This window comes from Kribbella shirazensis (assembly GCF_011761605.1).
In the GTDB taxonomy this organism is placed as follows: domain Bacteria; phylum Actinomycetota; class Actinomycetes; order Propionibacteriales; family Kribbellaceae; genus Kribbella; species Kribbella shirazensis.
In genome coordinates, this window is the sequence record NZ_JAASRO010000001.1 from 2,915,692 (window position 1) to 2,938,965 (window position 23,274).

Here is a 23,274-nt window from a genome sequence, read left to right on the forward strand (position 1 = left end):
GGCTCGAGCAGGAGGACTTCGTCCGGTGGGGAGAAAGCAGCTCGCGGGGATCATCGCCGCGGCAGGACTCGGTGTGATCGTCGTCGGGTACGGCGCCGCCTTCGCGTTCGCCGGTGACAAGATTCCCGCTGACACGACCGTGCTGGGGATTCCGCTCGGCGGCCTTTCCACCGACGACGCCAAGGCCAAGCTGACGGCCGGTCTCGAGGACCGGGCGAACGCGCCGATCGTGCTCCAGGCGGGCGGGTCGAAGTTCCAGGTGGTGCCGGCCGAGGCCGGGCTGTCGGTGGACGTCGGCAAGACCGTCGACCAGGCCGGCGCGGGCCGCAGCCTGGCCCCGGGCCGGATCTGGCGCGCGCTCACCGGCGGCGAAGCGGTCGAACCGGTGATCACCCAGGACGACGCGAAGCTGAAGGCCGCCGTCGGGAAGCTGGCCGGCCAGGTGAACCGCAAGGCCACCGAGGGCACGATCACGTTCAAGGGCACCAAGCCGGTCAAGCACGACCCGGCCGAGGGGCTCGAGCTGGACACCGCGAAGGCGCCGGCGGCCGTGCGCGCGGCGTACCCCTCCGACGGGAAGCCGAAGGAACTGCCGGTCGGCGTGACCAAGCCGCAGGCCGGGTCGGACGCGATCGAGAAGGCGATGACGGACTTCGCCGAGCCCGCGATGTCCGGGCCGGTCCGGCTGAGCGTCGGGTCCAAGTCGGTCGATCTGGAGCCGTCCGAGCTCGCCCCGGCGCTGTCGCTGAGCGTCCAGGAGGGCAAGGTCATCCCGGCGCTGAACACCAAGGCCCTGGAGCCGTTGTTCCAGGAGCGGTTCAAGGCCCTGGAGACCCTGCCGAAGGACGCCTCGGTGCAGATCGTCGGCGCCGGCCCGAAGGTCGTCCCGGCCGTCGACGGCCTGGTCGTCGACCGCACGAAGATCGGGGCGGCGATCCTGTCGGTGCTGCCGAAGCCGACCGGCGAGCGGCGGGCCGCCGTACCGCTGACGCCGACCAAGGCGAAGTTCACCACCGCGCAGGCGACGGCGCTCGGGATCACCCAGAACATCGGTGACTTCACCACCCAGTTCCCGCACGCGCCGTACCGCAACACGAACATCGGGACCGCCGCGCGGAAGATCAACGGGACGCTGCTGAAGCCGGGCGAGGAGTTCAGCCTGAACAACGTCGTCGGCGAGCGGACCAAGGAGAACGGGTTCGCCGAGGGCTACATCATCAGCGGCGGGAAGTTCGAGAAGGACTTCGGCGGCGGGGTCTCGCAGTCGGCGACCACCACCTTCAACGCGGCGTTCTTCGCGGGACTGAAGATCGTCGCGCACAAGGCGCACAGCGTCTACATCTCGCGCTACCCGGTCGGCCGCGAGGCGACCGTGGCCTGGCCGTCGGTGGACCTGAAGTTCCTCAACGACTCCGGGCACGGGCTGCTGGTGCAGACGATCTTCAAGGCGTCGACGCCGGGCAGCTCGGGCAGCATCCGGGTGATCATCTGGGGCACGAAGTTCGCCGAGGTCACCGCCGGGCAGTCGGCGAAGTCGAACTTCCGGCAGCCGAAGGTGGTCTACAACACCGCCGCGAAGTGCGAGCCGCAGGCGCCGACCCCGGGCTTCGACATCACCGTCTACCGGTACTTCGCGAAGAACGGCGTACGGCAGAAGACCGAGTCGTTCACGACCAAGTACAACGCGGCCGACGACATCCGCTGCGGCCCGAAGCCCGGCACCACCCCCACGCCGCCACCGGGCGGCGCCACGACGCCACCGGGCCGCAAACCCTCCGGCGTTACGACAACCACCCGTCCCGCCAGCTGACCCCAGCTCAGCGAGGGTGCAGGTTGTGGAGGCCGGCTGCGACCTGGTGGAACATGGCCTCGTCGATGACGGCGCCTTCGCGGCGGACCTGGTGCGGGTCGATCCGGAGGACGCGGTCCAGGCGGACCTCGCTGGGCCGGTTGTCCCGGTCCCAGGCGCCGCTGCCGATGTCCAGCCAGACGCGGCCCCAGCGGGCCTCGTCGGCGGCGTCGCGGTCGTGGTCCTTGCTGGTCAGGATCAGCGCCAGGAGGTACGGCTCGTCCCAGCCGACGACCAGCACCGGGCGGTCCTTGCCCCGGCTGTGGTCCTCCTCGAACGGCACCCAGGTCCAGACGATCTCACCGGGATCCGCGACCCCGTCGTCCGGATGCGGCGTGTACTCCACCTGCACCGTGCCCTCGAAGTCCCCCGCGTACTCCGGCCGCTCGACCACGTGATCCGCCATGCCACCGGAGCCTAGACCCTGTCTGGCAATCCAGCGCCTACTGCGGGGCACTCGGCACGGCATCTGGATCGCCAGACAGGGCCTAGCGGGTACGGCTCACCGGGCCGGTCAGGTAGCGGTAGCGGTACGCCTCCCGGTAGCCGAGGCGCGTGTACGTCGCCATCGCCGTGGCGTTCTCCTGCAGGACCTCGAGATAGGTACGCCGGCCGCCGAGCGGTCCTGCCCAGCGCGCCAGCCCCTGGACGATCGCCGTACCGAGTCCCCGGCGCCGGAAGTCCGCGCCGACCCGGACGCAGTCGACGCCCAGCCAGTGGCCGGTCATCGCCCCGCGCGCGACCGCGGCCACGGTGCCGTCGAGCGTGATCGAAGCGAACACGGCCTTCGCCGCGCCCTCGAGAACCTTCGGTGCCACGTCCGGTACCGGACCTTCGAAGGCAGCCGCGTACCACGCGTCATCGGGCTGGGCGGTCAGGTGGACGTCGTACTCGGGCAGGCCGTTCACGTGGTCCAGCGTGGTGTGCATGACCAGTACGTCGGACTGCTCCGGGCGCGCATCGACCCACCCCAGGGCGCGAATCTCCCTGTCCTGGGGACTGCCGACGCGGACCTGGGCCTGTGGTGGCAGACGGTGCGCGCTGTAGAACGCGATCGCTTGCTGGAGGGCGTCCGCGACCGGCATACCGGGGTCCCCGTCCGGCAGGAGCGAGTTGCCGCGGCCGGTCCAGCCGGCGGATGCCCGCAGCAACCAGTGGCCGATGGACGACGTCTCGACAGCCGGGCGACCCAGCGCGGTCGTGAGGAACAACTGTTCCACGTCGACCGGGCGGAGCGGCATCTCGGGGATCGGTTTGGCCGCGGTCACGTCCGCGGCGGGGATATCGTGCACCGTGCCGTCGGTGTGCCGGACGGTGACGAGCTGGGGGGTCCACGCCTGCAGCACACCGATGATGTCGGTCAGCCCGCCGGGAATGCGGTGCCGGACGACGACACGGTGGCCGATATCACGGGCCCTAAGTCCCACTTTGGGGCCTGACACGATCCGGACTCCTGGCACAGTGGGCGAAGTACTACCGTGATACTAGAGACACTTGCATCACCGCATCGCAGCACCCCTAGTCAGCGCTGCGCTTGCCTGCCATAGGAGGAGTAGCAGTGACCTACGTCATCGCGCAGCCGTGTGTTGACCTGAAGGACCTCGCGTGCGTCGAGGAGTGCCCCGTCGACTGCATCTACGAGGGCAACCGGATGCTCTACATCCACCCCGACGAGTGCGTCGACTGCGGAGCGTGCGAGCCGGTCTGCCCGGTGGAGGCGATCTACTACGAGGACGACACGCCGGAGCAGTGGAAGGACTACTACACCGCGAACGTCGACTTCTTCAACGACCTCGGCTCGCCGGGCGGCGCGTCCAAGCTCGGCAAGATCGACAAGGATCACCCGTTCATCGCGGCACTGCCGCCGCAGGAACACGACGAATAGAAAAACGCGGGGGTGGGCGGGCTCGCGGCTCTGCCGCCGCAGGAACACGACGAATAGAAAAAACGCGGGGGTGGGCGGGTTCGCAGCCCTGCCCCCGTAGGAACACGACGAGTAAGCGGTCTGTTACATGAAGTGGGGCGTCCGGTGCGGGCGCCCTCCTTTATTGCTCGAGGACGTCGACGTGGACGTGATCCAGGTGGCGGAGGATCTTCGGGTCCCCGGCGCGGTCCGGTGCGTTGTAGTCCCGCCAGCCGCTGTCGGAGCGTCCGCCCGCCGTCCAGATCTTGTCGCTGAAGATGACCGTCTTGATCTTCAGCAGGTCCGCCCGGGCGACCAGGTACTGCGCCATCGCCCAGCCCTTCGTGGTGTTCGCCGCCGAGATCGGCCGGACGAACACGTCCACCGCCCGCCCGTCGTAGTGCGCCGACCCCTCCATGTGCCCGGTCCGCACCCCGCCGGCGGCGTACCCGCCCGTCGAGACCTTCCCGAACGTCCGGAGCAGGTCCTTCCGTACGGCGTCCGCGCGCGGCGTCAGCCCGGTGCTTCCCATAGTCTCCTGCGGCACCGCGTCGGTGTTCACGGTGCAACTGAAGACGCTCTTGGACTGGCCGGTCAGCGCCGACGCCAGAACGCGCGCGTCCGCCTCGTGGTCGGCGTACGCGTTCGGGAACGCGCTGCGCTGCACCCGGTCGGCCGCGACCGTGATCTCGAGCGTCTGGTAGTTCCGGATCTTGACCAGGGCGTCGTAGAACTTCCCGGCCGCGTAGTGCGGGTCGCGGACCTGTTGCGCCGTACCCCAGCCCTGTGACGGCCGTTGCTGGAAGAGGCCGAGCGAGTCCCGGTCGCCGTGCGCCAGGTTCCGCAGGCCGGATTCCTGGTACGCCGTGGCGAGCGCGATCGTCGCCGCCCGCGCCGGGAGGCCCCGGCGGACCGCGACGCCGGCGATGATCGCGGCGGACTCGGCCTGCTCGAAGTCCAGCACGACCATCTGCCCGTTGACGGTCGCCGTGCACTGCTCCCTCGGCGGCAGGAGGTTACCCACCTGCTTGCCGCCGAGCCAGGCGATCCCGGCACCGACCGCGAGGCTGAGCACGCCGATGGCACCCAGGGCGACCACGGCACCACGCTTCATCGGCATACCGCTCCCAACGTTCGAAGGCGGGTGACAGGTTCCTGCCTCACGAACAGGTTGACGTGCCGAGCCTCACGCCGGTTGGCGAATTCATACTTTCGAACGATCAGGCGTTCGCGTGCAGGGCCTCGTTGAGCGTGATGCCCTCGCCCTTGCGCGGACGAGCCTCGACGGCGCCGGTGACCGAGTTCCGGATGAACAGCAGACCGGGCTGCCCGGACAGCTCGCGTGCCTTCACGACGCTGCCGTCCGGGAGGGTGACCTTGGTGCCGGCGGTCACGTACAGGCCCGCCTCGACCACGCAGTCGTCACCGAGCGAGATGCCGGTGCCGCCGTTCGCGCCGAGCAGGCAGCGCTTGCCGATCGAGACGACCTGCTTGCCGCCGCCGGACAGCGTGCCCATGATCGACGCGCCGGCGCCGATGTCGCTGCCGTCGTCGACCACGACCCCGGCGACGATCCGGCCCTCGACCATCGACGTCCCGAGGGTGCCGGCGTTGAAGTTCACGAAGCCCTCGTGCATGACCGTGGTCCCGGCCGCGAGGTGCGCGCCGAGCCGGACGCGGTCCGCGTCGCCGATCCGGACCCCGGACGGTACGACGTAGTCCGTCATCCGGGGGAACTTGTCCACGCTGGTGACGCTCAGGTGCTGTCCCGCGGCGCGGGCCCGCAGCCGGACGTTCTCGATGTCGTCGACCGGGACCGGGCCGAGCGAGGTCCACGCGTTGTTCGGGAGGGCGCCGAAGATGCCGTCCAGGTTCACGCCGTGCGGGCGGACGAGGCGGTGGCTCAGCAGGTGCAGCCGGAGGTAGGCGTCCGCCGTACCGCTCGGCGCGTCCTGCAGCGCGATCTCGGTCGCCACGACCTGACGCCGTACCTGCCGGAGGTCGTCGTTCCCCTCGGCGGCGACCAGCTCGGCCGGTGCCTTGGCGTCGTCCGGCCGGGACCCGAGCGCGGGCGCCGGGAACCAGACGTCCAGGACGTCGCCGGCGGTCGTAACGGTGGCGAGGCCGAAGCCCCAGGCGTGCGTGGCGTTCTCCGTCATACCCCACACCCTAATTCCGCAGCGGGCGGCGCTTCACCGTGGTCTACTTTTCGGATGCTTCCTGCGTGGATTCCTGGGGACGTGGTGCTGGAGGCGACCGGCGCGCCGGGGCTGGACGCGGTGCACGGGGAGTTGCTGCGGCAGTGGGGTTCGTCGGAGGTGTGGCGACTGTCGTACGGGCTGCGGAGCGTGATCGTGAAGCGCGGGACGGACACGCAGTCCGGCGAGGACGCGGCGTACGAGCGGTACGTCGTACCGCTGGAGCTGCCCGCGCCGCGGTTGCTGTCCGGCGCCGGCGGCGTACTCGTGCTGGAGGACGTCGGACGGGTGACGCTGGAGCAGGAGCCGACCGCGGAAGGCTTCCTCGCCGCGGCGGAGCTGCTCGCCGGGATCGGGGACCGGGCGGTGTCCGGGCCGAGCGGCTTCCCGCCCGAGCGGGTCAAGGAGCTCGCCGGGCGGATCGGACGGATCTCGTTCGACCTCTCGCCGCTGATCGAGGCGCTCGCCGCGCTGCACCGGGAGGAGCCGCTGCGGGTCGTGCACGGTGACTTCGTCCCGAAGAACCTCGTCACCGACGGCACCCGGTGGACCGTGGTCGACTGGCCGCTCGTGTACGTCGCGCCGTACCTGAGCGACCTCTACACCCTGGTCCGCGATGCCGTTGCCCTCGGCCACGACCGCGGCCCGATCGTGGGGCGGTACGTCGAGGCCGCCGGGGCGGATCCGTCCGTGGTCGACCGGCAGGTGCTGGTCGGTGGGGCGTGTTTCTGCCTGCTCGCGTTGACGTTCGTGATCGAGGAGGGGACGCGGACCATCCCCGGATCCGGCGAGTGGGTCGAGCCGCTGCTGGCCGAACTGGCGGACGTGGTCGGGGAGCTGTCGTGAGGCTTCTCGTGCTCGGCGGGACGAAGAACCTCGGCCGGCACGTCGTCGAGGCCGCGCTGGGCGACGGCCACGAGGTGACGTTGTTCAACCGGGGCCTGACGAATCCCGGGCTGTTCCCGTCCGTACGCCGGATCGCCGGGGATCGCTCCGCTCCTGAGGCGCTCGCGTCCGGCGAGTGGGACGGTGTGATCGACATGTCGGGCTTCCTGGTCCGGGACGTGGCGCTGAGTGCGGCCGTACTGCGGGACCGCTGCGGTCACTACACGTACATGTCGTCGATCGCGGTGTACGCCGGCAAGACGGCCGTCGGCATGACCGAGTCCGCCGCCCTGCTGGACTGGCCCGAGGGTGCGCCCGAGGACCGCTTCACGATGGACCTCTACGGCCCGTCGAAGGTCCGCTGCGAATCGTTGCTCACCGCCACCTTCGGCGACCGCACCGCCGCCGTCCGCTCCGGCTTCGTCATCGGCCCGTACAACCCGGACTTCGGCAACTGGGGCTGGGCCCTCGCCCACGGCCTCCCGATGGAATGCGCCGCCCGTCCGGAGCAACCGGTCCAGTACATCGACGCCCGCGACCTCGCCGCCTTCCTCCTCCACCTCACTGTGCACCGCATCCCTGGCCCCTTCAACGCAGTCGGCCCCACCCACACCCTCGCCGCCCTGGCCGCCACCTGGCGCTCCGTAGTACCCGCCGCCCCACCGATGGACTGGACCCCCGCCGTCGACCGCTTCCATTTACCCCACGACGGCTCCAACGACGGCACCTTCCACCTCGACAACACCCGAGCCGTGGCTGCCGGTCTCCACCTCCGCCCGGCGGACCGAACAGCCCGCGACTACATACCTGGGTCCGAGCAGGCAACATCCCTCCGGACCCACCCCACTGATCCCGAGGGAGAGGTGTGTACCTCCACGCACGCACAAGTCGGCTTTTCAGCGTGTTGCGGGCCAGTTCCGGCACTTCTGCCTGCGTGGCGATCCGGCCGGAGGGAGGCGCCGGGCGGATTCGTAGGATTGCGCCGTGATCATTCAGGTGGGTGGCGGGCCGGGTGGGCCTACGAGTTCGCGGGCGGGGTTCAGTGGGGTTCACGGGACGCGGTATTCCGGGACCAGTGGTGGGCGGCAGGAGGTCGGGCTGCCAGGGGACGGGCGCGTGGTTGCGGCGGGGGATCGGCTGCGGTACAAGATCTATCCGGAGCTGGACGCGGGGCTGAGCTACGCGGCGACGTACGCGGCCGTCGAGGTGGTGTTCGCGGACGGGACGCGGCTGGACGGTGCGCGGGACCAGTACGGTCAGCCGGCCGACGCGGCGGGGCAGGGCGCGGCGAAGATCCTGTACGCCGACCAGTGGAACGACGTCCAGATCGACCTGACTGCCGCGGCGGGGCGGACGATCGCGGAGCTCGTGCTGGTGGTGGACGCACCGGACGCCGGGCACGAGTTCGCGGGCTGGATCGACGACGTGGAGGTCGGGCCGGCGCCGCCGGAGCCGGACGGTTCGGACCTCGCGGCGTACGTCGACACGCGTCGCGGGACCAACGCCAGCCACGACTTCTCCCGCGGCAACACGCTCCCGATCACCGCCTGGCCGAACGGGTTCAACTTCCTCACCCCGGTCACCAACGCCTCGACCCACCGCTGGCCGTACGAGTACCACCGGGCCAACAACGCGGACAACCGGCCCGAGCTCCAGGGCCTCACGTTCTCCCATCAGCCGAGCCCGTGGATGGGCGACCGCGACCAGCTCACGATCATGCCGGTCGCGGCCGCCGAGCCGCTGGGCGATCCGGCCGAGCGGGCGGCGGCGTTCAGCCACGACGACGAGATCGCGCGGCCGGACGTCTACGCGGTCCGCCTGGCGAACGGCGTGCACGCGGAGCTCGCCCCGACCGACCACGGCGCGATCTTCCGTTTCACGTTCCCCGCGGACGCGCCGGGGCGGCACCTGGTTTTCGACACGATCGACGAGAACGGCGCCTTCGAGTACGACGGGAACGCGCTCACCGGCTGGGTCGAGAACGGCTCGGAGTTCGGCCGCACCCGGATGTACTGCTACGGCCTGTTCTCGACAGCTCCGGCCGCCTTCGGTGCAGCGCACGGCGGCCGCGCGAACGCCCGCGCCGCGAGTTTCGGCGTACCCGATGTGACGTTGCGGATCGCGACGTCGTTCATCGGCGTGGACCAGGCGCGGCACAACCTGGCGCTCGAGCTCGAAGGGCGGACGTTCGACGAGATCCGGGCCGCCGCGAACGCGATCTGGAACGAGCGGCTGCAGGTCATCCGCCCCGAGGGCGCGACCCCGCCGCAGCTGCGGACCGTGTACGGCAACCTGTACCGGCTCAACCTCTACCCCAACTCGCACTTCGAGAACGCGGGTACGCCGGACGTGCCGGACTACCGCTACGCGAGTCCGGTCCTGCCGACGGAAGGTACGGCGACCGCGCGCGAGACGAATGCGGTCGTGAAGCCCGGGAAGATGTACGTGAACAGCGGATTCTGGGACACCTACCGGACCGCATGGCCGGCGTACGCGCTGTTCTACCCGTCGTTGACGGCCGAGTTCGTCGACGGGTTCGTGCAGCAGTACCGCGACGGCGGGTGGATCGCCCGGTGGTCGTCGCCCGGGTACGCCGACTGCATGACCGGGACCAGCTCGGACGTGTCGTTCGCCGACGCGTACCTCAAGGACGTGGCGTTGCCGGACCCGCTGGCGACGTACGACGCCGGCCTGCGGAACGCGACCGTCGCGCCGGCGGCGACCGAGGTCGGGCGGAAGGGGGTCGAGACCGGGTTCTTCGCCGGCTACGTGAGCACGGACACCGAGGAGAGCGTGTCGTGGTCGCTCGAGGCGTACCTCAACGACTTCGGTCTGGCCGCGATGGCGACCCGGCTCGCCGCGGATCCGTCCGTTCCCGCTGAGCGCCGCGCCGAGCTGCTGGAAGAGGCGGAGTACCTGCGCCGGCGGTCACTGAACTACGTGCTGCTGTTCGACAAGTCCGTGAACTTCTTCCAGGGGCGGCGGCCGGACGGGACATTCGCCAAGTCACCGGCCGACTTCGACCCGGAGGAGTGGGGCGGCGACTTCACCGAGACCGACGGGTGGAACTTCGCGTTCCACGTCGCGCACGACCCGCGCGGCCTGGCCAATCTGTACGGCGGTCCGCGCGGTCTCGGGGCGAAGCTCGACGCGTTCTTCAGCACGCCCGAGCTCGCGGTGAAGAAGGGCACGTACTCGATCGTCATCCACGAGATGGTCGAGGCGCAGGCGGTCCGGATGGGACAGTTCGGGTTCTCCAACCAGCCGGCGCACCACATCGCCTGGATGTACAACTACGCCGGTACGCCGTCGAAGACCCAGGCGATCGTCCGCGAGGTGCTGGACCGGCTGTACGTCGGCGAGCAGATCGGGCAGGGGTACCCGGGCGACGAGGACAACGGCGAGATGTCGGCGTGGTACCTGTTCGCCGCCCTCGGTCTGTACCCGCTCCGCGTCGGCGCCCCGGAGTACGCCATCGGCTCGCCGCTCTTCCCGCGCGCGGTGGTCGCACCGCTCGGCGGCCGTCCGTTCACGATCACCGCCGCGAACCCCGAACACCCTTATGTACAAGAGCTCCAGGTCGACGGCAAGCAGTTGCCCGTAGCATCCATCACCCACGCGGACCTGACCGCGGCCACACAACTCGACTTCACCCTCGGCGCCGAACCGTCCGACTGGGCGACCCTCGAACTCCCGCCCGCCCTCACTACCGGCGACGCCGTCGCGAGCCCGCTTGTCGACCTGATCCCGACCGACCCCGACAACCCCCTCTTCGACGACACCTCCGCCACCGAGGCCACCGTCGACCAGGCTGTCGAGTGGTCGTTGGCCGCCCCCGCGGCCCCGACCCTCTACACCCTGACTTCAGGCTCCGCCGCGGGCCCCAGCAGCTGGCGTCTGGAGGCGTCCACCGACGGCACCACGTGGACGGTCCTCGACGAACGCGCCGACCAGTCCTTCCGCTGGCCCCGCCAACTCCGTCCCTTCACCATCAAGAACCCCGGCCAGTACCAGCACTACCGCCTCACCACGGCCACACCCACCACCCTCGCCCAACTGGAACTCCTCCACTGACGCCTGCTCCGGATCAGGCTGGGTAGATGTTGAGGCTGCGGACGCGAGTGGTCTTCTCGGCGACAGACTCGGCCACCGGGCGGGTGACGACCAGGCGAACGTAGCGCGCTGTGAACGGCGTTACGGTGCGCTCGGTCGTGGCGGACGTGTTGCCGGTGACCGTGTCTCGGGTGGTCCACTGCTTGTCGTTGTCGCTCGACTGGAGCAGGAAGTCGCGCGTGTTCAGGTCCGGTACGCCGGCGTGCTCGACGACGTACCGCCCGACGGTGCGGTCGGCGCCGAGGTCGACGGACAACCATGTGGTCGCGTGCCCCGAGGCGTTCTCCCACACGTCCTCGGAGGGATCGGTCACGTGGTGCGCGGTGCTGTTGGCGGCGTCTGCGACCACCGGCCGGTAGCGCGCCAGATCCGGTACGTCGGAACGCGCATCGGCCAGCGCCGCGAACTCCAGCACCCGGGCCGTGGTGTCGTCGGACTGCGTCGGCCGGTGCACGGTCAGCCGGAGGTGCCGCGCGACCACCGGCCGCTCGAAGCGCCGGTCGGTGAGGTTCTCGATGTTGCCGTTGACAACATCCACCGCCTGCCACGGCCCGGCGGCACGCTGCGCCGCCTCGATCGTGAAATCCCTGGTGTTCCACGCGCTCGGCGCCGGACTGCCCTCGTACCCGGCATGCTTGACGCGATACCCGGAGATCGTGCGCAGCCCACCGAGTTCCAGTACCAGATGATCACCGGGCCCCGCAGTCCAATCCCGTACGACGGCCACGTCGGTGCTCGCACATGCGGCCGCCGGCTCGTCCGCCGGCCGGTGCAGGTCCAGCCAGACGAACCGTGGCCGGTAGATCTCCGTGGTCAGCGGATCCGCACCGACCCGGTTGACGTTGTAGCTGATCAGCAGCCGCCCGTCCTCGGACAGACTCGGGTGCGCCTTCGCGTTGTAGCAGTACGTCGCGCCCTCGGTCTGGGACGCGTACACGTACGGCTCGGGACAGTTGTAGAACCGCATGCCCGGCGAGAACGGCCCGATCGGCGAGGTGCCTACGGCGTACTCGAGCGCTGTGGACATCACGTTGCGCAGGTACACCAGCAGGTACTTCCCGGCGTACCGCCCGGTCGGGATCGGTGTCACGCTCAACTCGGTCGACACGTCGGGATGCAGTACGGCGGCGTCGCGCACGCTGACCGTGATGTCCGGGCTCCACGCCGTACCGCTCCAGAACCGCCAGGCCGCGATGTCGGCGAACTGCTCGCGGGGAACCCGGGCGGCGACCAGGTCCTTGTGCCCGTCGGTCAACGTGTTGCGGTAGCCGTAGACGTACACGTAACCGTCGGCGCCCGGGGTGATGCCGACGCCGAACATCACGATGTAGGTGCTGTCCCTGACCAGCAGCCCGACGTCCTGGGTCCGGCGTACGGCGGTGTAGTCGGGGACCCCGTCCTTCAGCGGTACCGCGATCAGGTCGACGCGGTCGGCGTTCCAGTTCGCGTCCGGGGCGAACCCGGTGGCGTACAGCGTGCCGTCGATCGCGATCCCGTCGTTCATCCAGAACCCGTTGCCGAAGGCACCGGTCTCTCCGGTGACGAAGGTGGTGCGGCGAGGATCGGGGCGGGCGCCGACGAGGAGGGCGGCGGAGTTGTTGACGAATCCGGTCTGACGGTAGGTCAGGTCGCCCGGATCCACGGTGCCGATCCGGGTGTCGCTGAAGATGAACGCGGTCCGCGAGCCGGGCGTCGCCGAGCCGAGGCCGTCGCGGCCGTCGAGCGGGACGGAGTAGATCCCGTCCGCGCCGATCCAGCCGGACCGGCGGTCGAAGAGCCGGGTCCACTCGTCCGCCCGGGAGGCGGCGAGCGGCCGGGTGACAGACCCGGACGAGGACCCGGACGAGGACCCGGACGAGGGCGTGGCCGACGAGGCCCAGGAGGTCGCCGGCAGTGCGGCGGAGACGCTCAGGCCGGTGGCCAGAGCGGCGTGGGTGCGCAGGAAGGTACGGCGGGAAACGGTGGTCACCGCACGGACCTTAGGAAGAAATGTCAACGTTGACAAGGCTATGTCAACGTTGACATCATCAAAATCGCTTCGCACTCGTTGTTGTCACTCAGTGAGGGAGTACCAACCGTGCGTCAATCCCGCATTCCCCTCCTCGCCGCGGCCCTGCTGGCCGCCGCCTCCCTGTCCACGCCGGCTCTGGCCACGGCCGCCGCACCGGCCAAACAGTCCGTACCGGCCCCACCCGCACCCGTCGCCCAACCCGGCCCGCACCGTGCCTCGAACCTGGTGGTCGAGAGCGCGACCGAGCTCGGCCCGATCACCCAGAACCCGCACAACGCCGCCCGCGACAACGGGCAGAGCGTCCGCTACGGCAACCAGTCGGTGTGGTTCTTCGACGACACGATCCTGAAGAACCCCGACGGCTTCCTGACCAGCACCGCCGCGACCACGAGCGACCTGGACGCGAGTGACAACATCACCTTGACGTCGGCGAACCCGCTCGACGAGCACTCGACCGGCGTACCCCCGGAGTTCGTCCCGTTCTCCGCCGCGGAGCTCGCCTTCCAGCAGGAGCACGCGTCCGCCGACTGCACGAACTCGACCGACGAGTACTGCGGGACCGTGTTCGCGCACTGGCCGGGTCCGGCCGTGGTGGACCAGGCCCGGCACCGGATCCTGGTGTCGTACGGCAAGCTCTGCCGCGGCGGCCGGGTCGGCACCCCGTGCGAGTCCGGCTTCGTCGGTCAGGCGCAGGGCACCGGCCTGGTCTCGGTCGACATGAACAGCAAGACGATCACCCGGCTCACCGCGACCAACAGGCCGGCGGACATCCCAAGCCCGGAAGGCACCGACGACACGCTGTTCTTCCCGGTGGGCCAGGACTGGAGCGGCCAGGCGATGGTGCTGGTCGGCGACACGCTCTACGGGTACGGCAAGTGCACGCTCGACGGCTGCGGTGTCGCGAAGGTCCCGGTCGCGAACGTCACCGACATCTCGCAGTGGCGCTACTACGTCGGTGCCGACAGCAACGGTAACCCGCAGTGGTCCACGGATCCGGGCCAGGCCGTGGTGGTCAAGGCCAACGGCGCCGCCGGATCGACCGTCTACTGGGACAGCGCGTTCGGGGCGTACGTGAACACGTTCATGCAGTTCCTGGCGCAGGACGTGATGTACCAGACGGCGCCCACCCCATGGGGCCCGTGGAGCACGCCGAGCAAGCTCTTCACCGCCGCGAAGACCAGCGGCGTCGAGTACGCCGCGTTCGCGCACCCGGAGTACACCAGCGCCGACGGCCTGACGAAGTACTACACGTACTACACCTCGTCCACCGGTGCGCAGATGCTCGTCAAGGTGCGCTTCGCCCGCGCCCCGAAGGGGTCGTGATGCACCAGCATCCACAACGCACCGTCGACCGGGCACGCCGGATGCTCGACGAGCGGGTCCGTCCCGCCGTCGAGCACCGGTCGGCGCCGCTGCGGATCGGCGTATGGCGATTGGCCGGTGAGCCCGAGCCGTTCGAGCAGGCCACGGCCGGAGCGTTCGAACCGTTCACCGCCGGGTCCGCGTGGGGGCCAGCGTGGACGACCGCGTGGTTCCGCCTGCAGGGAGAGGTCCCGGCCGGCTGGGACGCGGCGGTAGTGGTCGATCTCGGCTTCGACGGCGGCCCAGGCTTCCAGTGCGAGGGCCTGGTGTACCGCGCGGACGGCAGCATCGTGAAGGGCGTCCATCCGCGCAGCCAGTACGTGCGGCTCGACCCGGGCACGGCCACGATCGACCTGTACGTCGAGGCGGCGGCGAACCCGGACATCGCCGCGCGGGCGTTCCGGCCGACCGCCCTCGGCGACGGGCTCGACGGCGGCGGCGAACCGCAGTACCGCTTCCGCCGGGCCGCGGTGGTCTCGATCGACCGCGGCGCGGAGGAGTTGGCGGTCGATCTCGATGTAGTGATCGGGTGGGCGGTCGAGCTGGCCGCGGACGATCCGCGCCGGTCGAAGATCCTGCGGGCCCTCGACCGTGCCTGCGACGTGATCGATCCGGACCGGATCCACGAGTGCGTCGAGTCCGCCCGGGCCGAGCTGGCTCCAGTGCTCGCGGTGCCGTCGGCGGCGAGTACGCACCGGGTCGCGGCCGTCGGGCACGCGCACATCGACTCCGCCTGGCTGTGGCCGATGCGGGAGACGGTGCGCAAGTGCACGCGGACGTTCGCGAACGTGCTCGCGCTGATGGACGACTATCCGGAGCTGCGGTTCGCCTGCTCGCAGGCGCAGCAGTACGCGTGGATCGAGGAGCACCAACCGAAGCTGTTCGCCCGGATCACCGAGGCAGTGGCGACCGGCCGGTTCGTCCCGGCGGGTGGGATGTGGGTCGAGTCGGACACGAACATGCCGGGCGGCGAGGCGCTCGTCCGGCAGTTCGTGCACGGCAAGCGGTACTTCGCCGAACGCTTCGGCGTCGAACCGCGCGAGGTCTGGCTGCCGGACTCCTTCGGGTACTCCGCCGCGCTCCCGCAGATCGCCGCGCTGGCAGGGTTCCGCTGGTTCCTGACCCAGAAACTCGCCTGGCACCCGACGAACCACTTCCCGCACCACACGTTCTGGTGGGAAGGCATCGACGGCACGCGACTGTTCGCACACCTGCCGCCGGTCGACACCTACCTGTCCGAACTGACGCCGGCCGAGCTCAACCACGCGACCAAGAACTTCCGCGACCATGCCGGCGCGACGACCTCGCTGGTCCCGTTCGGGCACGGCGACGGCGGCGGCGGACCGACCGCGCTGATGATGGAGCGGGCGCGCCGGCAGGCCGATCTCGAAGGCGCGCCGCCGATCGAGCACCTGACGCCGACGGCATTCTTCGAGCGCGCCGAGTCCGAGTACCCGGACGCACCTGTGTGGGTCGGGGAGCTCTACCTGGAGGCCCATCGCGGTACCTACACGTCGCAGGCGGCCATGAAACGCGGCAACCGCCGCAGTGAACACCTGCTGCGCGAGGCGGAGCTGTGGTGTACGACGGCAACACTCCGGACCGGAGTGCCGTACCCGTACGACGCGCTCGACCGGATCTGGAAGACCGTTCTGCTGCATCAGTTCCACGACGTGCTACCTGGCTCCTCGATCGCGTGGGTCCACCGGGAAGCGCGGGCGGCGTACGAGGGGGTACGCGTGGAGCTCGAGGACCTGATCGCCGGCGCGCTCGCGGCGTTGGCCGGTGCGGGCGACACGACGATCCGGTTCAACGCCGTACCGATGGCCGTCGCCGGCGTCCCGGCGCTCGGTGCCACGGATCGGCCCGCGCCCGTCGAGCAGGCGGTGACGGCGCGGTACAACGGCGACCAGTGGCTCGTCGACAACGGCGTACTCCGGCTCACGATTGCCGCGGACGGGACGATCACGTCGCTCGTCGACACCCGCCACGATCGCGAGCTCGTCGCCGACGGCGCCCGGCTGAACGACCTGGTCCTGCATCACGACCTGCCGAACGCGTTCGACGCCTGGGATCTCGACGCGTCGTACCGCGCGACGGCGGCCCCGCTGCGGACGATCGACTCGCTGCGCGTCACCGAGCGCCCCGACGCGGTGGTGGTCGAGGTACGCCGGTCGCACGGTGCGTCGGCGTACGAGCAGACGATCACCGTCCCGGCCGGGGCGGACCGGGTGCAGTTCGCGATCGACGTGGACTGGCACGAGCGCGAGAAGTTGCTGAAGGCGACTTTCGGTCTGGACGTCCGGGCGTCGGAGGCGACCGCCGAGATCCAGTTCGGGCACGTGCGTCGTCCGACGCACGACAACACCACCTGGGACGAGGCCAAGTTCGAGGTCTGCGCGCATCGGTGGGTGCACGTCGGCGAGCCCGGCTTCGGCGTCGCGATCGCCAACGACTCGACGTACGGGCACGACATCCGGCGGCTGCCGGGACAGCCCGGTGACCTGTTGGCCGGTCGCGCCGGCACCGGGATCGGGCTGTCGTTGCTCCGCGCACCGCGCTACCCCGATCCGGAGACCGACCAGGGCCGCCACCACGCGCGCTACACGCTCGTGTCCGGCGCGGGGATCGGGGACGCCGTCGAGTCAGGACTGCGACTCAACCTGCCCGTCAGGGAGGTTCGCGGTACGGCGGTGCCGGCGCCGATCGTCGCGGTCGACGGGGACGGCGTGGTGATCGAGGCGGTGAAGCTCGCCGAGGACCGCTCCGGGGACGTGGTCGTCCGGCTGTACGAGTCGCTCGGCGCCCGCCCCACGGGCCGGCTGCGCTGGAACTTCGTTGCCCACGGCGCCGAGATCGTGGACCTGCTGGAGCGGCCGCTCGAGGGCTGCGACGTCGAGGAGGGCGCGGTCCGGTTCGCGCTGCGCCCGTTCCAGCTCCTGACCGTGCGGATCCGGGTCCAGGAGGTGACCGGCGATGAGGATGACTAAGCGCCGACGGGACACGATCCTGGGGTACTGCTTCATCTCGCCCGCGATCATCGGGCTGCTGCTGTTCGTCGCCTATCCGATGGTGACGTCGCTCTACCACTCGTTCACCGAGTGGAACGGCCTGACGCCGGCGAAATGGGTCGGCCTGGAGAACTACAAGTTCCTGTTCACCAGCGACCCGACGTTCTGGCCGTCGTTGCGGGTGACCGTGCTGTGGGTGGTCATCTCGGTGCCGGCCACGTTGCTCGCCGGGCTGGCGCTCGCGGTCGTGGTGAACCGGTCGATCAGGGGCGTCAAGGTGTTCCGGACGATCTTCTATCTGCCGGTGGTGCTGCCCGCGGTCGCCGTTCTGACGTTGTGGAAGTACATCTACGACCCGACGTACGGCCTGGCCAACCAGATCCTGGGGTTCCTGCACCTGCCGACCAGTCTGTGGCTGGGCGACGCGCACGTGGCACTGCCCGCGATCCTGATCGTCGGGGTCTGGAGCGTCGGCGGCACGATGATGATCTTCCTGGCCGGCCTGCAGGCGGTACCGGACGAGATCCAGGAGGCCGCGAAGGTCGACGGCGCGAACGCGTTCCGGCGGTTCACCCGGATCACGCTGCCGATGATCGGCCCGATCATGATGCTCCAGCTGATGCTGGCGATGAACGCCGCGTTCCAGACCTTCAACCAGGTGGCGATCCTGACCAAGGGCGGACCCGGACACTCGACCAACCTGTTGATGTACAAGATCTACAACGACGGGTTCGCCGACTTCATCACCTCGCCGCAGCTCGGGTACGCGACCGCCGAGGTCTGGGTGCTGTTCGTGATCGTGATGCTGGTGACCGTCGTGATGTTGCGGCTCACCCGCAACCGCGTGTACCAGGGAGAGGGATCGTGACCGCGGCGGCGGAGTCCCTCGCCGTCGGGCGCTCGGTGGCACTGACGCAGCGGGTTCCTTTCATGGTCTCGCGCCTTGCCTGGTACGCGTTGTGCGGTCTGCTCGCGGTCTCGATGCTGCTGCCGCTGGTGTGGATGGTGAGCATCGCGCTCAAGGGCAACGGCGACATCAACCAGTTGCCGCCGGCGTTCCTGCCCCGGGAGTTCCGGGTCTCGAACTTCGTCGACGGCCCGGCCCAGATCGGCTTCTACCGGCTGCTGCTGAACACCGTGATCGTCACGGTGCTGTCGACGATCGGCGCCGTGGTCAGCTCGATGATCGTCGGCTACGGCATCTCCCGGATCGACTTCCCGGGCCGCCGGCTCTGGTTCGCGCTGATCTCCGGCAGCATCTTCGTACCGGGCATCGTCGGGCTGATTCCGCTGCAGCACCTCTACATCAACCTGGGGCTGATCGACACCTGGGTGCCGCTGATCCTGCCGGCGTTCTTCGGCAGCCCGATCTTCGTGTTCCTGGCGCGGCAGTACTACCAGTCGATCCCGCGGTACCTGGACGAATCGGCCACCATCGACGGCGCGGGGCACTGGATGATCTTCACCCGGATCATGGTGCCGCTGACCAAGCCGGTCTGGATCACCGTCGCGATCATGTCCTTCCAGTTCGCCTGGAACGACTACCTGAGTCCGCTGGTGTACCTGCAGGACGCGAAGAAGTTCACCCTGCCGCTCGGCATGGCCGCGTTCCTGTCGGACCAGGCGGGCTCTCAGTACAACTACTACATGGCGACGAACCTGCTGTTCGTCGTACCGCCGCTGGTGCTGTTCTTCCTCGCCCAGCGCTACTTCATGGAGGGCCTCGGTGCCCTCGGAACCATCGCGAAATGACCCCGCGAAGGAGAACGATCGTGCCCACAACCAGAACCTGGCGGACGACAGCAGTCCTGGCCGTCGCCGGTCTCGCACTCGCCGGCTGCGGCGGCGGATCCGATGCCGCGGACGGCGGTGACAAGACCGTCAGCTACATGACCTGGGAATCCGTCGCCACCAACGCGGCCCTGGACAAGAGCATGGCCAAGCTGCAGGGCGTGACGGTCCGGCGAGAGGAGTCGCCGAACGCCGACTACGCGCAGAAACTCGCCTCGCTCATCATGTCCAAGAAGGCGCCGGACTTCTTCTGGTGCTCGAACGCGCAGGAGCAGAACCTCGCCGCGGAGGGGTTGCTCTACGACTGGTCGTCGTACCTGAAGAAGGGCGACGGCCTGCAGGAGGACAAGTTCTCGCCCGGCTCGCTCGACCTGTGGCGCAACGCCGAGGGCAAGTTGTACGGGATCCCGACGCTGGCGAACACCTACGGGTTCTTCTACAACAAGACCGCCTTCGACAAGGCGAAGCTGAAGGTCCCGGCGATCGGCTGGACCTGGGACGAGTTGTACGCCGACATCGCGGCGCTGAAGCGCACCGACGCCAAGACCACGCCGCTGGTGAACGCGTGGGCGTTGCTGCAGAGCGTGCAGGGTGTCTCGGCGTACTCGGTGGCCAACGGGGGCGCGCCGATCATGGAGACTCCGATCGGGGCGAAGCAGCTGACCGCCGACGCGACCTTCCGGGCCGGCGCCGAGCGGATCGCGAAGGCGGTCGCGGCCGGTGAGATGACCAACCCGGAGTACGACGGGTCGAACGCCGTGGCGAAGTTCGCCAACGGCGGGATCCCGCTGATGTTCGGCGGCCAGTGGCTGCACCAGTCGATCACGCAGAACAAGCCGAAGTTCGAGTGGGGCTACGCGCCCTGGCCGGCCGGGACGGCGAAGTCCGTGCAGCCGATCGAGACCAACGGCGTCTGCTCGCCCGCGACGCTGAAGGACCCGGACGCGACCTGGAAGGTGATCAGCTACATGGAGGTCACCGGGTTCAACGAGACGATGAAGGAGCAGCCGATCGCCCCGATCGCCTACGAGCCGGGCTCGAAGGGGTACTACGAGGCGCTGCAGGCCGGTGACGCCGCGGCGAAGAGCATCGCGGCGACCGCGACGTACGAACTCGAGGCGAAGGACAAGTTCGTCACCCAGTTCCTCGACCCGTGGTCGACCCCGGCCGGCGACGTCGTCGGTACGACGTGGAACCCGGCGCTGTCCGGGAAGAAGGACCTGACCGCCGGGATCGACGGCATGGTCGACGGCATCAACAAGCTGATCGCGAAATGACCGCACCGCTGGTCGACTACCCGTTCGGTCCGTTCGCGCCGCGGCCGGAGAACCCCGTTCTCCGGCCCGGCCGGCACGACTGGGAGTCCGCGAACGTCTACAACCCGGCGGCCATCGTGGCGGACGGGCGGATCGCGCTCGTCTACCGGGCGCACGCCGACGACATCGTGTCGAATCTCGGTCTGGCCTGGTCCGACGACGGGATCACGTTCTCGACCGAGCCGGATCCTGTCATGGTGCCGTCGGAGGACTACGAACGCTACGGGTGTGAGGATCCGCGCGTCGTCTTCGTTGACGGCACCTACTACCTGACCTACACCGGCTGGGACCGGCACAGCGCACGGCTGTGTCTGGCGACCTCGACCGACCTGCGCCGGTGGGACAAGCACGGGCCGATGTTCCCCGGGATCAACACCTTCGCCGGGGTGCGGGAGACGCCAGGGCCGGAGTGGAGCAAGGGCGGCGTGATCCTTCCCGAGCCGATCGACGGGCGGTACCTGATGTGGTTCGGCGAGGGCAACATCCACCTCGCCACCTCGGACGATCTCCTGCACTGGAAGGCCGATCCGACACCGGTACTACGTCCCGAGCCTGGGACGTTCATGGGTGACCTGGTGGAGACTGGGCCGCAGCCGATCCGCACGCGCACGGGGCACGTGCTGCTGATGCACAACAGCGCGGTGATCCAGCCGGACGGCGGTGTCTACTACGCGTGCGGACAGGTGCTGATTGATCCGCGGCGGCCGGACGTCGTGGTCGCGAAGCTCACGGAGCCGTGGCTGGAGCCGAGTACGTACGAGGACCAGCACGGGCTGGTCAGCAACGTCACGTTCGTCGAGGGGCTGGTGTTCCACCGCGGGACCTGGTTCGCGTACTACGGCCAGAGCGACACCACGATCGGCGTCGCGACGTACACGCCGGAGGAGTCATGATCGTGCTGGCGGGTGGGATGCGGGTGATGTTCACCGGCGACTCGATCACCGATTGCCATCGGCGAGAAACCGACAATCCACTCGGGTACGGGTATCCGTTGCTGGTCGCGGGTCAGTGGGGTCTCCGGCAGCCCGATCGTGCGCCGGTCTGGTTGAACAGTGGCATCTCCGGCGACACGCTCGCGGGGCTGGGCTCGCGGTGGCAGGCCGACGTACTGGATGCCCGGCCGGACGTGGTGTCGATCCTGATCGGGATCAACGACACCGGATACCGGTTCTCGTTCGGGCATGCCGAGGTGACGGCTGACGAGTTCCGGGCGGGATACCGGCGCTTGCTGGAGCCGTTGGACGGTGTGCAGGTGGTGGTGATCGAGCCGTTCCTGCTACCGGTGAAGGAGGAGCAGTGGGCGTGGCGCCCGGACCTGGACGCAAAGATCCAGGTCGTGCGCGAGGTGGCGCGCGAGTACGGTGCGCGGCTGGTCGCGGCGGACGGGATGTTCGCGGAGCTTGCTGCAGGCACCAATCCCGAGCACTGGCTCGCCGACGGCGTACACCCCACCCCTGCCGGCCACCAGGCGCTCGCCCAAGCCTGGCTGCGGCAGGTCGGCTAGTTGGTACCTCCTGTCGATAGGGCCCTAGTACGTCGGCTTGTCGTTGACCACGAGGCGGGCGGGGACCTCGAGGCGCTGAGGAGCGCGGGTCGGGTCGGCGAGGCGGTCGAACAGGAGTTGCGCGCCGGCCCGGCCGACGTCGTACGGGTCACTGTCGATCACCGAGATGCCGAACGCGGCGGCCAGTTCGAAACGGTCGAAGCTGACGACCTCGGGCCGGCGGCGTGCGTAGGCGGCGGACTGGAGCAGGCCGGTACAGAGGCGGTTGTTGTCGACGAACACCGCGTCCGGCTCCGCCGTCTCCAGCAGGTCCTCCGCTGCCCGGCGTGCGTCCTCCTCGCTGACCAGGTTGTCCCGGACGAGACCCGGGTCGACCGCGAGGCCGGCTGCTTCGAGCGCGGCGACGTACCCGGCCCAGCGTTCCTCGGCGCCGCTGCCGCTGCGCGGGTGACCGAGGTACGCGATCCGCCGGCGGCCCTTCGCCAGCAGGTGCTCGATGCCCGAGCGGGTGCTGGCCGCGTTGGTCGTGGTGACCGAGTCCATCGATTCGCCGAGGCCTGGGGGAGGGGAGTCGACGAACACGATCGCCGAGCCGAAGCGGGCCTCGTTCGCCAGGTACCCGAGGTCGTTACCGACCGGCGCGATGATCAGCCCGGCGACCCGGTGCGCGAAGAACGACCGGATCGCGCGGTGCTCGAGCTCCGGATCGTTCTGCGCGTCCGCGGTGAGCACCAGGTAGCCGCGCTCGGACGCGACCGAGTGGATCCCGCGCAGCATCGGCGCGAAGAACGGGTTGGTGCAGTCGCCGAGCGTGACGCCGATCGACGTCATCGCCTGGTTCTTCCGCCGCAGCCCCGCCGCCACGTCGTTCAGCTGTACGCCGAGCCGGTCCGCCTCCGCGACGATCCGCTGCCGCGTCGACTCCCGCACCTTCGGATCCCCGCGCAGCGCCCGCGACACGGTCTTGATGCTCACACCGGTAGTCGCCGCCACATCCTCGAGCCGCGGCCGCCGCGGCGGTTCAGTCGCCATGCCCACAGTGTAATGTCAACGTTGACATCCCCACCTCCATCCAGCCCCCACCGCGAAACGTACTACGCGTCCCTCGCCCGACGTCCCGTCCCGCGCCGAGCGGCGAGGTGCGGCGGGCGGCGAGGTGCGGCGGGCGGCGAGGTGCGGCGGGCGGGGGGAGTGCAGCGGTCCGGTGGAATTCGAGCAGGACGTCGACCGCGTCCTGGACATGCGCGGGCCGGTACGGCACCCGGCGCCGGGGCGGTTGTTCGTGGGTGCGGGACGTGCACGCCTCGGAGGCGCCGACAAGTGAGCCGCCG

At 69.6% G+C, this 23,274-nt stretch carries 18 protein-coding genes; 11 read left to right on the forward strand and 7 right to left on the reverse strand.

Translation table 11 applies throughout. From position 1 onward, the window contains the following. The first annotated feature begins 25 nt into the window (after nt 1-25). Entirely contained in the window at nt 26-1,810 is a 1,785-nt protein-coding gene (locus tag BJY22_RS14435) for a VanW family protein (protein ID WP_167207052.1), read from the forward strand. A 7-nt stretch (nt 1,811-1,817) separates the two neighbouring features. On the opposite strand, the gene BJY22_RS14440 is transcribed toward BJY22_RS14435, so the two are convergent. Both BJY22_RS14440 and BJY22_RS42930 read right to left on the reverse strand, forming a co-directional pair. Continuing rightward, a complete protein-coding gene (locus tag BJY22_RS14440; protein WP_167207054.1) occupies nt 1,818-2,255 on the reverse strand; it encodes a type II toxin-antitoxin system PemK/MazF family toxin in 438 nt (145 codons plus the stop codon). 82 nt (nt 2,256-2,337) lie between these two features. Further along, complete coding sequence (locus tag BJY22_RS42930) at nt 2,338-3,291, reverse strand: GNAT family N-acetyltransferase (protein ID WP_337758670.1); 954 nt, start codon at nt 3,289-3,291, stop codon at nt 2,338-2,340. A gap of 116 nt (nt 3,292-3,407) precedes the next feature. On the opposite strand from BJY22_RS42930, the gene fdxA reads away from it, so the two are divergent. Further along, complete coding sequence (gene fdxA / locus BJY22_RS14450) at nt 3,408-3,734, forward strand: ferredoxin (protein WP_012923087.1); 327 nt, start codon at nt 3,408-3,410, stop codon at nt 3,732-3,734. Nucleotides 3,735-3,894: 160 nt separating this feature from the next. Here fdxA and BJY22_RS14455 read toward each other — a convergent pair whose 3' ends face one another. Both BJY22_RS14455 and dapD read right to left on the reverse strand, forming a co-directional pair. After that, nucleotides 3,895-4,872 (reverse strand): VldE C-terminal domain-containing protein, encoded by a 978-nt coding sequence (locus BJY22_RS14455; RefSeq protein ID WP_167207055.1) that lies wholly within the window; start codon nt 4,870-4,872, stop codon nt 3,895-3,897. A gap of 100 nt (nt 4,873-4,972) precedes the next feature. Then, complete coding sequence (dapD, locus tag BJY22_RS14460; protein WP_167207057.1) at nt 4,973-5,911, reverse strand: 2,3,4,5-tetrahydropyridine-2,6-dicarboxylate N-succinyltransferase; 939 nt, start codon at nt 5,909-5,911, stop codon at nt 4,973-4,975. Nucleotides 5,912-5,965: 54 nt separating this feature from the next. Here dapD and BJY22_RS14465 point away from each other — a divergent pair, with 54 nt between their 5' ends. Continuing rightward, nucleotides 5,966-6,796: a phosphotransferase gene (locus BJY22_RS14465; protein ID WP_167207059.1), complete on the forward strand. Its 831-nt coding sequence runs from the start codon at nt 5,966-5,968 to the stop codon at nt 6,794-6,796. A gap of 379 nt (nt 6,797-7,175) precedes the next feature. On the opposite strand, the gene BJY22_RS14470 is transcribed toward BJY22_RS14465, so the two are convergent. Further along, complete coding sequence (locus BJY22_RS14470; RefSeq protein ID WP_167207061.1) at nt 7,176-7,361, reverse strand: hypothetical protein; 186 nt, start codon at nt 7,359-7,361, stop codon at nt 7,176-7,178. A 590-nt stretch (nt 7,362-7,951) separates the two neighbouring features. Between BJY22_RS14470 and BJY22_RS14475 the strand changes: the two genes are divergently transcribed. After that, nucleotides 7,952-10,909 carry a GH92 family glycosyl hydrolase gene (locus BJY22_RS14475; protein WP_202891112.1) on the forward strand — a complete coding sequence of 986 codons (2,958 nt, stop codon included), beginning with the start codon at nt 7,952-7,954 and terminating at the stop codon, nt 10,907-10,909. A gap of 13 nt (nt 10,910-10,922) precedes the next feature. Here BJY22_RS14475 and BJY22_RS42935 read toward each other — a convergent pair whose 3' ends face one another. Then, complete coding sequence (locus tag BJY22_RS42935; protein WP_167207065.1) at nt 10,923-12,917, reverse strand: galactose-binding domain-containing protein; 1,995 nt, start codon at nt 12,915-12,917, stop codon at nt 10,923-10,925. Nucleotides 12,918-13,025: 108 nt separating this feature from the next. On the opposite strand from BJY22_RS42935, the gene BJY22_RS42940 reads away from it, so the two are divergent. From BJY22_RS42940 to BJY22_RS14515, 7 genes are read left to right on the forward strand one after another with little or no spacing between them, the layout of a single operon-like run. Beyond that, nucleotides 13,026-14,282, forward strand: a complete 1,257-nt coding sequence (locus tag BJY22_RS42940; RefSeq protein ID WP_167207067.1) for a DUF4185 domain-containing protein — start codon at nt 13,026-13,028, stop codon at nt 14,280-14,282. Further along, the gene (locus BJY22_RS14490; RefSeq protein WP_167207069.1) at nt 14,282-17,311 is read left to right on the forward strand and encodes an alpha-mannosidase; all 3,030 of its coding nucleotides are present in this window, start codon (nt 14,282-14,284) and stop codon (nt 17,309-17,311) included. The genes BJY22_RS42940 and BJY22_RS14490 overlap by 1 nt, the downstream gene beginning before the upstream one ends. Beyond that, nucleotides 17,298-18,200: a carbohydrate ABC transporter permease gene (locus BJY22_RS14495; RefSeq protein WP_167207071.1), complete on the forward strand. Its 903-nt coding sequence runs from the start codon at nt 17,298-17,300 to the stop codon at nt 18,198-18,200. The genes BJY22_RS14490 and BJY22_RS14495 overlap by 14 nt, the downstream gene beginning before the upstream one ends. Further along, entirely contained in the window at nt 18,197-19,084 is an 888-nt protein-coding gene (locus BJY22_RS14500; protein ID WP_337758673.1) for a carbohydrate ABC transporter permease, read from the forward strand. The genes BJY22_RS14495 and BJY22_RS14500 overlap by 4 nt, the downstream gene beginning before the upstream one ends. A gap of 20 nt (nt 19,085-19,104) precedes the next feature. Beyond that, entirely contained in the window at nt 19,105-20,400 is a 1,296-nt protein-coding gene (locus BJY22_RS14505) for an extracellular solute-binding protein (RefSeq protein ID WP_167207073.1), read from the forward strand. Next, a complete protein-coding gene (locus BJY22_RS14510) occupies nt 20,397-21,332 on the forward strand; it encodes a glycoside hydrolase family 130 protein (RefSeq protein WP_167207075.1) in 936 nt (311 codons plus the stop codon). Before BJY22_RS14505 ends, BJY22_RS14510 begins: the two co-directional genes overlap by 4 nt. Then, complete coding sequence (locus BJY22_RS14515) at nt 21,329-21,943, forward strand: SGNH/GDSL hydrolase family protein (RefSeq protein WP_167207077.1); 615 nt, start codon at nt 21,329-21,331, stop codon at nt 21,941-21,943. The genes BJY22_RS14510 and BJY22_RS14515 overlap by 4 nt, the downstream gene beginning before the upstream one ends. A gap of 24 nt (nt 21,944-21,967) precedes the next feature. Here the strand turns inward: BJY22_RS14515 and BJY22_RS14520 are convergent, their stop codons facing one another. Beyond that, nucleotides 21,968-22,975 carry a LacI family DNA-binding transcriptional regulator gene (locus BJY22_RS14520; protein ID WP_167207079.1) on the reverse strand — a complete coding sequence of 336 codons (1,008 nt, stop codon included), beginning with the start codon at nt 22,973-22,975 and terminating at the stop codon, nt 21,968-21,970. Between the last annotated feature and the right edge of the window lie 299 nt (nt 22,976-23,274).

Excerpts from the sequence above, each read along its gene's own strand:
- BJY22_RS14440 (WP_167207054.1), bottom strand. The coding sequence starts at position 2,255 with ATGGCGGATCACGTGGTCGAGCGGCCGGAGTACGCGGGGGACTTCGAG.
- BJY22_RS14455 (WP_167207055.1), bottom strand. The coding sequence starts at position 4,872 with ATGCCGATGAAGCGTGGTGCCGTGGTCGCCCTGGGTGCCATCGGCGTG.
- dapD (WP_167207057.1), bottom strand. The coding sequence starts at position 5,911 with ATGACGGAGAACGCCACGCACGCCTGGGGCTTCGGCCTCGCCACCGTT.
- BJY22_RS14465 (WP_167207059.1), top strand. The coding sequence starts at position 5,966 with ATGCTTCCTGCGTGGATTCCTGGGGACGTGGTGCTGGAGGCGACCGGC.
- BJY22_RS14470 (WP_167207061.1), bottom strand. The coding sequence starts at position 7,361 with ATGTACTGGACCGGTTGCTCCGGACGGGCGGCGCATTCCATCGGGAGG.
- BJY22_RS14490 (WP_167207069.1), top strand. The coding sequence starts at position 14,282 with ATGCACCAGCATCCACAACGCACCGTCGACCGGGCACGCCGGATGCTC.
- BJY22_RS14495 (WP_167207071.1), top strand. The coding sequence starts at position 17,298 with ATGAGGATGACTAAGCGCCGACGGGACACGATCCTGGGGTACTGCTTC.
- BJY22_RS14510 (WP_167207075.1), top strand. The coding sequence starts at position 20,397 with ATGACCGCACCGCTGGTCGACTACCCGTTCGGTCCGTTCGCGCCGCGG.
- BJY22_RS14515 (WP_167207077.1), top strand. The coding sequence starts at position 21,329 with ATGATCGTGCTGGCGGGTGGGATGCGGGTGATGTTCACCGGCGACTCG.
- BJY22_RS14520 (WP_167207079.1), bottom strand. The coding sequence starts at position 22,975 with ATGGCGACTGAACCGCCGCGGCGGCCGCGGCTCGAGGATGTGGCGGCG.